General features: G+C 64.8%; 7 protein-coding genes. All 7 read left to right on the forward strand.

The genetic code is table 11. From position 1 onward, the window contains the following. Window positions 1-1,995, forward strand: a 1,995-nt coding sequence (locus I8J29_RS32655) for a glycosyl hydrolase family 95 catalytic domain-containing protein (protein WP_208851443.1), incomplete at its 5' end; no start/stop codon positions are given. 165 nt (window positions 1,996-2,160) lie between these two features. Continuing rightward, complete coding sequence (locus I8J29_RS32660) at window positions 2,161-4,428, forward strand: helix-turn-helix domain-containing protein (protein ID WP_240546652.1); 2,268 nt, start codon at window positions 2,161-2,163, stop codon at window positions 4,426-4,428. Between the two features lie 169 nt (window positions 4,429-4,597). Beyond that, window positions 4,598-6,241: an extracellular solute-binding protein gene (locus I8J29_RS32665; RefSeq protein WP_208851445.1), complete on the forward strand. Its 1,644-nt coding sequence runs from the start codon at window positions 4,598-4,600 to the stop codon at window positions 6,239-6,241. Between the two features lie 419 nt (window positions 6,242-6,660). After that, window positions 6,661-7,560: an ABC transporter permease gene (locus I8J29_RS32670; RefSeq protein ID WP_090639776.1), complete on the forward strand. Its 900-nt coding sequence runs from the start codon at window positions 6,661-6,663 to the stop codon at window positions 7,558-7,560. A gap of 16 nt (window positions 7,561-7,576) precedes the next feature. Beyond that, window positions 7,577-8,479, forward strand: coding sequence for a carbohydrate ABC transporter permease (locus I8J29_RS32675; protein ID WP_208851446.1), 903 nt, complete (start codon window positions 7,577-7,579; stop codon window positions 8,477-8,479). A gap of 160 nt (window positions 8,480-8,639) precedes the next feature. After that, window positions 8,640-10,301, forward strand: a complete 1,662-nt coding sequence (locus tag I8J29_RS32680) for a type 2 periplasmic-binding domain-containing protein (RefSeq protein ID WP_208851448.1) — start codon at window positions 8,640-8,642, stop codon at window positions 10,299-10,301. 273 nt (window positions 10,302-10,574) lie between these two features. Next, on the forward strand, window positions 10,575-11,906 hold the full coding sequence (locus I8J29_RS32685) for an SGNH/GDSL hydrolase family protein (RefSeq protein ID WP_208851447.1): 1,332 nt from the start codon (window positions 10,575-10,577) through the stop codon (window positions 11,904-11,906). Window positions 11,907-12,710 lie beyond the last annotated feature (804 nt).

Genomic DNA, 12,710 nt, shown 5'->3' on the forward strand with positions numbered 1-12,710 from the left:
GCTGCCGCCGCGCAAGGCGCCGGCTTCGCCCGCGAGCTGTGCCTCGAGGAGGCGCTCTACCGTGCCGGCGGCGAGGCCGGCGGCATCCGCCGCGAGCTGCTCGCGTCGCATCCGGACGGCGTGCTCGCCGCGCGGCTGTGGAGCGGCGAAGCGGGCGGCGTGTCGTTCGCCCTCCGGCTGGAGGGGCGCACGGATCGCTTCGCCGTCGCCGCGCCGGCCGCCGGCGCGCTCGCGTTCGAGAGCCGGGCGACGGAGACGATGCACAGCGACGGCGCCTGCGGCGTGCGGGCATGCGGCGCCGTCCGGGTCGTCGCGACGGGCGGCGCGGTCGCCGCGGAAGGCGACGCGATCGTCGTGCGCGGCGCCGACGAGGCGCACGTCTATTTCGCCGTCGAGACGGATTACCGGCAGGACGGCGACGCTTGGGCGCGGGCGGCCGCGGACCGCGCGGACCGGGCCGCGGCCAAGGGCTACGCGGCGATCCGCGCGGCGCATATCGCCGACTACCGCGCGCTCTACGCGCGCGTCGCCGCCGACTTCGGCGACTCCGGCGCGTCGGCGCTGCCGCTGGACGCGCGCATGCGGCGCCTCCGCGAAGGCGGCGACGATCCGCAGCTGTTCGCGCTCTTCTTCCAATACGGGCGCTACCTGACGATCGCCGGCTCGCGGGCCGATTCGACCCTGCCGATGCATCTGCAGGGCATCTGGAACGACGGCGAAGCGAACCGGATGGCGTGGAGCTGCGACTACCATTTGGACGTCAACACGGAGATGAATTACTACCCGACCGAAGCGGTCAACCTGGCGGAGAGCCACCTGCCGCTCCTGCGCTACGTGGAGCGCCTGGCCGAGGCGGGCCGGGAGACGGCGCGCGCGTACTACGGCTGCGAGGGCTGGACCGCGCACGTCTTCTCGAACGCTTGGGGCTTCACCGCGCCAGGCTGGCATTATTCGTGGGGGTTGAACGTCACGGGCGGCTTGTGGATCGCGAACCAGCTGCGCGAGCATTACGCGTACGGGCTGGACGAACGGTTCCTGCGCGAGACGGCGTACCCGGTGCTGCGGGAAGCGGCGCTCTTCTTCCTCGATTACATGACGGTGCACCCGGACTGCGGCTGGCTCGTGACGGGGCCGTCCAACTCCCCGGAAAACAGCTTCTACGCCGCCGGGGACGAATCGCGCGCCTACGCGCTCTCGATGGGGCCGACGATGGACCAGTCGCTGGTCCGCGACCTGTTCGCGTTCTGCCTCGAAGCGGGCGAGCGGCTCGGCGCCGACGAGGCGCTGCGGGAACGGCTGCGCGGGGCGGCCGCCCTGCTGCCGCCGCTCGCGGCCGGCGCGAACGGCCGGCTGCGGGAATGGCTCGCCGATTACGGCGAAGCGCAGCCGGACCACCGCCACCTGTCGCATCTGTACGGCTTGTATCCGGGCGCCCAGATCACGCCGGCCGGCACGCCCGAGCTGAGCGAGGCGGCGCGCCGGACGCTCGACGCCCGGATGCGCGGCGAAGGGCTGGAGGACGTGGAGTTCACGCTCGCCCTCTTCGCGGCCAACTTCGCGCGGCTGCACGACGGCGACCGCGCGTACGACCAGCTCGGTTACCTGATCGGCGAGCTATGTTTCGATAACCTGCTGACCTACTCCAAAGCGGGCATCGCGGGCGCGGAGACGAACATCTTCGTCGCGGACGGCAACTTCGGCGGCACGTCGGCCATCGCGGAGATGCTGCTGCAGAGCCATGCCGGCGAGCTTCATCTGCTGCCGGCGCTGCCGGCGCGGTGGGGCACGGGGCGGGTGACGGGGCTGCGGGCGCGCGGCAACGCGGAGGTCGACCTCGCATGGCGGGACGGCGAGCTCGTCAAGGCGGCGGTCCGGGCAGGCTCGCCGCTGCGGACGACGGTCCGTCTCGGCGGCGCCGCGATTCCGCTCGCGCTGGAGGCGGGCGGGAGCCTGCGGCTCGACCGGGCCTCCTTCGCGGCCGGGGAGCCCGCGTAAGCACAGCGCTCGCAAACGGACAACCGCGGGGCTTCGCCGCCACGCGGTTGTCCTTCCTTTTGCGCCCGGGATTGCATACGGCGAGAGAGGCGATATAATGTATGGAGATACGGGTTAGTGGGGGGACGACGCGTGAACAGGCACTCCAGGATTTTCCGCAGCTTCTTGACATCGTATATCGTCATCCTGATTATTCCGAGCATCGCCGGGTACATGTCGTACCGCACTTCGATCGCCGTGACGCAGTCCGTCTCCATCGAGAACAGCGTGACCCAGCTTCAGAACAGCAAGCAGATCCTGGAGCGCCGGATGGCCGAGGTCGAGGGCTTCACGCGGCAGCTCGCGCTCAATCAAGACCTGTACGTGCTGATGAACCAGAAGAAGGACATCGACGACGGCAACGTATACGGGATTTGGAAACTCATGAAAGAGGTCATGGTCTTCAGCCAGACCAACGATTTCTTGAAGAACTACTATATCTACCTCCGCAACGAAAACGTCGTGCTGACGCCGGGTTCCGCGTATTTCCGGCCGGAGCATTACTACGAGTACGGGCATTACGACGACATGGATCAAGCGCAGTGGCAGCAGCAGGTGCTGGACCGGACGCACAGCCGCGAGATCCTGCCGATGAAGCCCTTTACCATGAACGGCACGCAAACTTCCGTCATCTCGTATATGCAATCGCTTCCACTGGACAGCTTCGGGTCGAAGGCGCCCGCGACGGTCGTCGTGCTCATCGACCAGAAGACGGTCGCGAGCCTGCTCTCCGGGGTGAAGGACCGCTACGGCGGCGGCTGGACGTACGTCAGCAACGCCGAGGGCGATCCGATCAGCATGGCCGGCATCGGCGAAGACGAGATCAAGGCCATTAATGCCGACGGGGCGTTCGACAAAGCGAAGCAGAGCCAATTTTACCGCGACGACCTCGTGATCACGATCCGCTCGGCCGCGACCGGCTGGGTGTACCGGGCCGGCATTCCGCGCAAGGCGCTGATGGAGAACGCGAACACGATCAAGTACATCACGTGGTCGGTGACGGGCGCGGCGCTCCTGATCGGCCTGGCCGTGGGCTGGATGCTGTCGCACCGGAACAGCGCGCCGATCAACCGGCTGCTCGGCGTCGTGCGGGAGCAGTTCGGCAAGGACGAGCCGATCGGGCGCAACGCCTACGACTTCCTGCAGGGCAACATCGCGACGATCATCACGAGCAACCGGACGCTGGAGCAGGAGCTGACCCGGCAGCAGCCGCTCATCCGAGACGCGTTCCTGAAGCGGCTGCTCGCGGGCGAATTCCAGACCCGCGAGGAGATCGAGGCGGCCGCCGCGCAGGCGGACACGGGCCTCGCGCTCGGCCGCGGCAGCGTCGGCATCCTGCACATTCACGGCTACGCGGGACTCGATTCGGTCGATATCCTGAACGAGCTGAGCGCCGCGCGGCTCCTCTTGAAGCAGAGCCTGCGCGACATCGACGGCCGGATTCTGATGACGGACCTCGGCTCGGACCGGGTGGTCGCGATCTTCCCGGCCGAAGGCGGCGACGCGGACGCGGAGGCGTTCCGGACGGCCGTCCAGGCGCTGCTCGACCCGTTCGCGGCGTACCTGTTCAGCGAGTACAAGATCACGGTGACCGGCTCGTTCGGCGAGCTCTTCGACTCCGGCATGGAAGTGAGCCGCTCCTACGAGCAGGCGAAGGAGACGATGGGCTACGCCGACTACACGCAGCGCAAGGGCATGCTCTGGTACGCGGACATCCGCCAGGAGAGCAGCACGTATTATTATCCGCTCGACATGGAGCTGCGCCTCATCAGCACGATCCGCGCGGGCGACGAAGAGGAAGCGAAGCGCATCGTCCAGTCGGTCATGCAGCAAAACACGGAGGACCGCGAGCTGTCGCCGGAGATGGCGAACCAGCTGATCGGCGAGCTGAAGGGCACGCTGCTGAAGCTGCTCGACCAGAAGGCGTTCGCCGAATCCGACCGGTTCGAGGACGCGAAGGACCGGATCCTGGCGGTCCAGCTGGCGGGCTCGATCGAGGCGATCCGCGGCGAGCTGAACGGCATCATCGAGACGCTGTGCGGCATGATCACGAGCAAGAAGAACGATCTGCACATCCGCACGGTCGAGCAGATCAAGCAGTTCGTCGCCGAGCAATATTCCGACGCCGAGCTGACGCTGTACCGGATCGCGGAGCAGGCCGAGCGGCCGGAGAAATACATCTCGCAGCTGTTCAAGGAAGTGACGGGCACGAACCTGTCCGACCACCTGGAGAAGGTACGGATGGACCGGGCCGGGGAGCTGCTGCGGGGCAAGGCGCTCACCGTGGACGAGATCGCTTCGCAGGTCGGCTACAACAGCTCGCACTCGTTCCGCCGCGCGTTCAAGCGGGTCATGGGCGTGGCGCCGAGCGCCTACCGGCAGTCGTTCGACTGACGGAAGCGCGATTCGCCGGCCGAACCGGACGGCGCCGGATCCCGCGGAAAGCGCGGGCGATCCGGCGACGAATCCTCATCAACGATCGCGCAAGACCGCGCTCATTCCGATACATCCAGCCGTACCCCATCCCATTCGCCGGAAAGGCAAGAAAGGAGCGGACATGCTTATGAAGCTTCGCCTCGGTATCATCCTCCTCGCGATCGGCTTGCTGCTGGCCGCATGTTCGTCGTCGCCCGAGCAGCCTCCGGAGGAGAAGACGCCGGAATCGGGCGCGATTCCGATCCGCGTCTTCGCGCAGCAGGATGCGGGTCAGAACCTGCAGACGAACGCGTTCTCGAACTATTTGGAACAGACGTACGGCGTCAAGTTCACCTGGGACGTCATTCCGTACGAAGGCGCCAAGGAGAAGCGCCAAATCTCGCTCGCGAGCGGCAATTATCCCGATACGTATATATTGACCGCGTACATCGATCAATTCTCCAAGGCGGAGGAGCTCCGTTACGGCAAGCAGGGCATTTTCCTGCCGCTGAACGACCTGATCGACAAGTACGCCCCGCACATCAAGGCCGCGTTCGAGCAGAACGAAGCGCTGCGGGAGCTGAACACGGCGCCCGACGGCAATATTTACGGCCTTGTCAGCTACAGCGAATGCTTCCACTGCTCGTACCCGAACAAGATGTGGCTGAACCGGAAGTGGCTGGACAAGCTGGGCTTGTCCATGCCGAAGACGACGGCCGACTTCAAGCGCGTGCTCGAAGCGTTCAAGAAGGACGACCCGAACGGCAACGGCGCCGCGGACGAAATTCCGCTCAGCGGCTCGACCGAGGACTTCGGCGTGCGCATCGTGCCGTTCCTCATGAACGGCTTCATCTACGACGACGACCGCGACTACCTGATGCTGAAGAACGGCAAGGTGGACACGGCCGCGAACAAGCCGGAATGGCGCGAGGGGCTCGCCTATATCAAATCGCTGTACGAGGAAGGATTGATCGATCCCGGCGCGTTCACGCAGAGCGCGGAGGCGTACAAGAAGCTCGGCGACAACGAAGGCGTCGAGCTTCTCGGCGCCGGGGCGGCCATGCACCCGGAAATTTTCGTCGGCGGCGAGACGGGCAGCAACCGCTCCCGCGACTACGCGCCGGTGCCTCCGCTGACCGGCCCGCACGCGTCCTACGCCGTGCACGACGAAGGCGGCATCAATCCGGGCGCGAAGTTCGTCATCACGAACAAGGCGACGCCGGAAGCGCAGGTCGCGCTGATCCGGATGATCGACTACATCTACACGCCGGACGGCCAGATCCACGCCGAATCCGGCGAGGAGGGCGTCGGCTGGCGCAAGCCGCTGCCCGGCGAGCAGGCGCTCGGCAAGGGCGTCAAGCCGCTGTTCGCCGGCATGGTCAAGCCGGAGGGCAGCCCGCCGACGAACACCGGCTGGGTCGGCACCGGCCACTTCTACATGCCGAAGTCGTACCGCGACAGCTGGGTGCAGGGCACGGACATGTACGCGCCGGACGGCTACGAGCGCCGCCTGCAGGCGGCGACCGAATTGTACGCCGGCAAGGAGCCGAAGAATCTGTTCCCGGCCTGGAACGTCTGGGTCGACGACGCGTCCGCGCAGCAGGCCAACATGCTGGAGACGAACCTCAAGAACTACATCGACCAGAACACGCTGCAGTTCATCACCGGCGCGCAGGACTTGGACGCCGAATGGGACGCCTACGTCCGGGGCTTGGACGACATGGGCTTGTCCGCGTATCTGGCGATCATGCAAAAGGGCTACGACGATTATCTCCATACCCGTTCCAAATGAGGCCCTTCCCGGTCCGCTTCGGCGGCCGGGATTTTTTTATGCCGGGCTGCCGCCGGCCCGCCGCCGGACCGCCAAATGGAAGATGAAAGGGTTTTCGCCGCTTACGGACGCGGCGGAGGCCCTTTTTCGTGAAAAGCGCTGAAAATGGCCGCGAAACGGCCGATTGTCCCCCGGAAAACGGGGCAACTGTACGTTCGAAACCGCAAGTGTACCTATCCCGAAAGCAGCGGCGGACGCTATGATCGGTCTTGCGGAAAGCGCTGTCAAGTCGTTCGGACCACGACGCTTTCCGGGATCGACCGCTTGCATGCACCAGTGGGATTCGCTTGGGAGGGATTGGTTTGAACGTGGAAATCGCAGTAGAGAAACCGGTGCGGACGCCGGTACCCGCAACGAGGAAGAAACGGAGCCTGGCGCGCATGGCCGGCCGCAGCTTCGCCAAGCACTGGCAGCTGTACCTGATCGTGACGCCGCCGCTGTTGTACTTTCTGATCTTTAAATATTACCCGATGCTGAACGCGGTGCTCGCGTTCAAGGACTACAACGTCACGAAGGGCATCTGGGGCAGCCCGTGGGTCGGCATGAAGAACTTCAACCTGTTCTTCGACAATCCGATCTTCTGGACGCTCATCAAGAACACCGTCATGCTAAGCGGTTACCTGCTGCTCGCGGGGTTTCCGATTCCGATTCTGCTCGCGCTGATGCTGAACGAAGTGCGCAGCAATCGATTCAAGCGGTTCGTGCAGCTGGTCACGTTCGCGCCGTACTTCATCTCCACGGTCGTCATGGTCTCGATCATCATGCTGTTCCTGGCGCCGCGGCTCGGCTTCGTCAACGTGCTGATGAACCATCTGGGCCTCGATTCGGTCAACTTCCTCGGCGAGCCCGGCTTCTTCCGCTCCATCTATGTCTGGTCGGACATCTGGCAGACGGCGGGCTACTCCGCGGTCATCTACCTGGCGGCGCTGGCCGGCATCGACCCGACGCTGTACGAGGCGGCGAAGGTGGACGGCGCGTCCCGGTTCCAGAAGATCTGGCACGTCGACCTGCCGGGTATCCTGCCGACGATCGTCATCGTGCTGATCCTGAACGTGGGCAACGTCATGGCGATCGGCTTCGAGAAGGTCTACCTGCTGCAGAACCCGCTCAACCAAGTCAATTCGGAAATCATCTCGACGTACGTGTACAGCATCGGCCTTTTGAACGCCAACTACAGCTTCGCGACCGCTGTCGGCCTCTTCAACTCGGTCATCAACTTCGTGCTGCTCATCCTCGTCAACGGGTTGGCCAAACGGCTGACGAACAACAGTCTGTGGTAGAAGGAGCTTGAAACGCATGACAACAACAACCGTGAACCGCAAAATCCGGGAATCCGCGGGCGACCGGGCGCTCATGATCGTGATCTATACGATCCTGACGCTCGTGCTGATCGCCGTCATCTACCCGCTCATCTATATCGTCAGCAGTTCGATCAGCAGCCCGGCGGCCGTCACCTCCGGCAAAGTATGGCTGTGGCCGGTGGACATCTCGTTCAAGGGCTTCAAGACCTTGTTCGATACGCCGACGATCATGACGGGCTACGGCAACTCGCTGTTCTACACGGCGGCGGGCACGCTCATCAGCGTGGCGCTGACCGTCATGCTGGCGTATCCGCTGTCCCGCAAGACGTTCTTCGGCCGCAGCCCGATCATGGTGATCATCACCTTCACGATGATCTTCAGCGGCGGCCTCATCCCGACGTACCTCGTCGTGAAGAGCCTGCACCTGATCGACACCCGCTGGGCCTTGCTCATTCCGAACGCCATCTGGGTGTGGCAGGTCATCATCGCGCGGTCCTTCTTCCAGTCGTCCATTCCGGAGGAACTGATCGAGGCGAGCGAGATCGACGGCTGCAGCGACCTGCGCTTCATGCGGAGCGTCGTCATCCCGCTGTCGAAGCCGATCATCGCGGTGCTCGTGCTCATGTACGCGGTCGGCCAATGGAACGCCTACTTCGACGCCTTGATCTACCTGAAGTCGGCGAACCTGTTCCCCCTGCAGCTCGTGCTGCGCAGCATCATCATCCAGAACAACAGCTCCGGCATCATGGACGCGATGAAGCAGGTGGAGCGCCAGCAGCTCGCCGAGCTGCTCAAGTACGCGCTGATCGTCGTCGCGACGCTGCCGGTGCTGATGATCTATCCGTTCGTGCAGCGCTTCTTCGTCCAGGGGATGCTGGTCGGATCGGTGAAAGGCTAAAGCCTTTCCCGGTTCCCGGCCGACCCATTGAAAGGGGAGATGGATATGTAATGTGGGGGGTTCGCCCGGCAAAGGATCGAACAACACAACCAAAAAGGGAGCGATCAGTGTGAAAAAGAGAAAAATCGGATCGGCCGTCGCCATTCTCGCCGTCTGCAGCATGATCTTGGCGGCGTGCGGAAGCAATAACGGAGGCAATACGAACACGGCGGATAATACGGCAAACGCGGGCAACGGCGGCAACGCGGCGCAAGCGGCCGACAACGGCGGCAGCGGCGAGGCGAAGGCCGACCCGGTACCGGTCAAAATCTTCTCCATCCAGGAAACGGGCATCGACCTGCCGACCAATAAATTCACGGCGTTCGTCCAAGACAAATTCAACATGAAGATCAACTGGGAGCTGAACCCGTCGGACGGCGCGAAAGAGAAGCGCCAAATCTCGCTCGCGAGCGGCGACTACCCGGACGCGTACATGCTGCCGGCGTACATCGACCAATTCTCGCAGGCCGACGTGCTGAAGTACGGCAAGCAAGGCGTGCTCCTGCCGCTGAACGACCTGATCGACCAATACGCGCCGAACATCAAGGCCGCGCTTGACAAAGACCCGGAAATGAAAGCGTTTAATACCGCGCCGGACGGCAACATTTACGGCCTCGTGGCCTATGCGCAGTGCTTCCACTGCTCGTACCCGAACAAAATGTGGCTGAACACGACGTGGCTCGATAAGCTCGGCCTGCAAATGCCGAAGACGACCGACGATTTCAAGAAAGTGCTCGAAGCGTTCAAGACGAAGGATCCGAACGGCAACGGCAAAGCCGACGAAGTGCCGCTGAGCGGCTCCACCGAAGATTTCGGCGTGCGCGTCGTGCCGTTCCTGATGAACGGCTTCGTGTACGACGACGACCGCAACTACCTGAACCTGACGGGCGGCAAGGTGGAATCCGCCGCGGTCAAGCCGGAGTGGAAGGAAGGCCTGAAGTACATCAAATCGCTGTACGACGAGAAGCTGATCGATCCGGGCGCGTTCACGCAAAACGCCGAAGCGTTCAAGAAAATCGGCGAGAACGCGGACGCCCAAATTCTCGGCGCCGGCGCCGGCATGCACCCCGCCATCTTCGTCAACATCGACAAAGGCAACAAGTATTCCAAGGACTACAACCCGGTTCCGCCGCTCCAAGGCCCGCATGCGCAGTACGCGACGCATGATGCCGGCGGCGTGGCGCCGGGCGCGAAATTCGTCATCACGAACAAAGCCAGCAAGGACGCGCAAATCGCCCTCATCAAGCTCGTCGACTACATGTTCACGCCGGAAGGGCAAACGAACGGCGCGTCGGGCATGGAAGGCATCGACTGGGAGAAGCCGGGTCCGGACGACGTCGCGCTCGGCGAAGGCGTGAAGGCGCAATTCAAACCGATCCCGGGCAAAGAAGGCGAAGCGCCGCACAACGCGGGCTGGAGCGGCGTCGCTCACTTCTACATGCCGAAGGAATACCGCGACAGCTTCGTGCAGTCGACCGACATCTACGACTCGACGGGCTACGAGCGCCGTCTGTACAACGCAACGCTGCTGTATCAAGGCAAAGAGCCGCAGGAGCTGTTCCCGGCTTGGTCCGTCTGGATCGATCCGTCCGAAATGGACGAAGCGAGCATGCTGCAAACGAACATCAAGAACTACATCGAGCAAAACGAGCTGCAATTCATCACGGGCAACAAGGACCTGGACAAAGACTGGGACGCGTACGTGAAAGGCTTGAAGGATCTGAAGCTGGACCGTTACCTCGAGATCCTGCAAAAAGCGTATGATTCCTCCAACCAAAAATAAGCGGTAACGGGATAGGCAAGGGCAAGGCGTTCTGGCGAGCCAGAGCGCCTTTCGCCTGTCCTTGGGCGCCGCGGGGCGGGGCCGCGGGAGCTGCGGGAGCCGAAGGCGGGGACCATCGAGCCGGCGAATGCGGACGGCGGGCAATTCGTTCCCGACCGGCGAGGGTAATGAAGGGAGGCGCCGCGCGTCCGGCGAGGGCGCGCCGCCTTGGAAGACGGCGAGCCCGTTCGAACGGTTTCGGAAGGGCTCGTTCATACGAAAGGACGTGAGCGCATGACGAAATTGGATGCAGTTCATAGCAAGCGGCGGGAAGGACTGCCGCGCTTCGCGGCCAAGCTGCTGCGGGGCGAGCCCGCGGCCGTCGCGTATTTGGGCGGGTCCATCACGGAGGGAGCGGGCGCTTCCGTGACGGACGAGACGAGCTGGCGGGCGCTGAACGGCCGGTTTTTGCGCGAGCGCTTCGGGGACTCGGCGTGGACGTTCATCAATGCGGGGGTCGGCGGGACGACGTCGACGTTCGGCGCGCACCGGCTTCGGGCGCATGCGCTGGACCATGGCCCGGTCGATCTGCTGTTCGTGGAGTTCAGCGTCAACGACGGGGAGGACCGCGACGAGTCGATCCGCGGCATGGAAGGCATCGTGCGGCAGTGCCGCCGGCTATCGCCGGAGACGGAGCTGGTCTTCGTCTACACGGCCGCGGACAAGAACTTGACCGACGGGGTGCCGTTCAATATCGCGGTCCATGAAGAAGTCGCCGCGCATTACGGCATTCCGTCCGTCAGCTTCGCGGGCGGCGTCCGGGATCTGATCCGCGCGGGCGAGACGACGTGGGAGGCGCTGGCGCCGGACCGCGTTCATCCGAACGACGAGGGGCACGCGCTGTACGCGTCGTACGCGAACGCTTTTCTGGAGCAGGCGGTGACGGCGGTGGCGGAAGCGGTCGAAGACGGCGAGCGCGGCCATGATCCGGTGCTGGTGCCGGCGGAGATTCCGAACGCCGCCGTCGTTCCGGCGCCGGGGCAAGCGGCATCCGCGGCCGCGATCCGGGAGGCCGAGGAGCGCGCGGGCCTGGCCTTGCCGCCGAAGACGGAGACGGCGGCAGGCGTCGGCGGCAGCGCGGGGCCGGCCGATGGCGGCGGGGAGGCGAGAGCGGCGGACGAGCTGCCGGTGCCGCTCGACGCGCGCAATTACGAGTTCGCGACGATGGCGGACGTCGGACAGGGCGTCCTCGCGGAAGGCTTCGCGCCCGCCGAGCTCGGCCCGGACGATCCGCTCATGAACTGGCGCTTCGCGACGGCGCATCTGGCGGCCGCGGGCGGCGAGGGGGAGCGGCTGTCGTTCGCCATCGCGGGGCGCCGCGCGGGCATCGTGCTGCTGCACGGGCCGGACAGCGGCATCCTGGAGTATTCGCTCGACGGCGGCGAGAGCTTCACGGAAGTGAACGTGTTCGACGAATGGTGCCCGCTGGCGTACCGGCCGATTCTCGTGTCGTTCCCGTTCCAGCCGGAGCGCAAGCTCCAGCAGGTGACGATCCGCTGCACGGGCACGAAGGATGAACGCAGCAACGGGACGGGCATCCGCGTGATGAAGCTGCTGAGTTCGTAAGCGGCGGCTGTTCGTTCGGCGAGGAGCGGAGGCTGCGCCTGCGGCGGGGGATGAGGCGGCTGACTAGTACGGCAAGCCGGACGAGTGGCAGCTGCGCCTGCGGCCAGGGCCGAGCGGCGTGCCGACGGTACTGCCGTGACGCCTGCTGCGAGGGGTCCCTATATAAACGCGTCGTACCCAGCCCCTTGCTCCTTAACGCTGCGCTCGGCTCCGGTTATGGCGCTCCGTGCACCGCACGCCGCCGCTTTCGGAGAACCACGCCAAAGGCCCTCGGTATCCGCGCCAAACGTGGACATCGAGGGCCTATTTCGATCTTCTGCATGCGCGGCCCGGTCTGCGGGCGAGCTATGCGGACAGGAGATCCGCTATTTCGCCGAAAAGCGGCGATTTCGGATTTTGGCGGCCACAGGAGCCGTTATTTCCCGAAAAAGACGGCTATAAGTCAGTGGTAAGCACCGATAACGGAACGTGTGTCCGCGAAACTCGCCAAAAAGCGCCTATGACTCAAATAGCGGCTTCTGTGTCCGGCTTTGACGCGATCCGGCGCAACGCATGTCACCGCGCGCCGCGACCCGGCGCGACGGCGATGCGGGCTGCGACGCTGCTCGCCGAGACGCGCGCCCCGATCCGGCGCACCAGTTGTCACCGCGCGCCGCTGCGCGAGCGCTCGCGCCAGCCGCAGAGCGTCCGCGCCGCGACCCGGCGAGACGGCGATGCGGGCTGCGACGCTGCTCGCCGAGACGCGCGCCCCGATTCGGCGCACCGGACGTCAGCGCGCGCCGCTGCGTGAGCGCTCGCGCCAGG

This window comes from Paenibacillus artemisiicola (assembly GCF_017652985.1).
GTDB classification, from domain to species: Bacteria; Bacillota; Bacilli; order Paenibacillales; family Paenibacillaceae; genus Paenibacillus_Z; species Paenibacillus_Z artemisiicola.

Bases quoted from the DNA above. Each gene is read 5' to 3' on its own strand.
- I8J29_RS32670 (WP_090639776.1), top strand. From the start codon at position 6,661: ATGGCCGGCCGCAGCTTCGCCAAGCACTGGCAGCTGTACCTGATCGTG.
- I8J29_RS32685 (WP_208851447.1), top strand. From the start codon at position 10,575: ATGACGAAATTGGATGCAGTTCATAGCAAGCGGCGGGAAGGACTGCCG.
- I8J29_RS32665 (WP_208851445.1), top strand. From the start codon at position 4,598: ATGAAGCTTCGCCTCGGTATCATCCTCCTCGCGATCGGCTTGCTGCTG.
- I8J29_RS32675 (WP_208851446.1), top strand. From the start codon at position 7,577: ATGACAACAACAACCGTGAACCGCAAAATCCGGGAATCCGCGGGCGAC.
- I8J29_RS32680 (WP_208851448.1), top strand. From the start codon at position 8,640: ATGATCTTGGCGGCGTGCGGAAGCAATAACGGAGGCAATACGAACACG.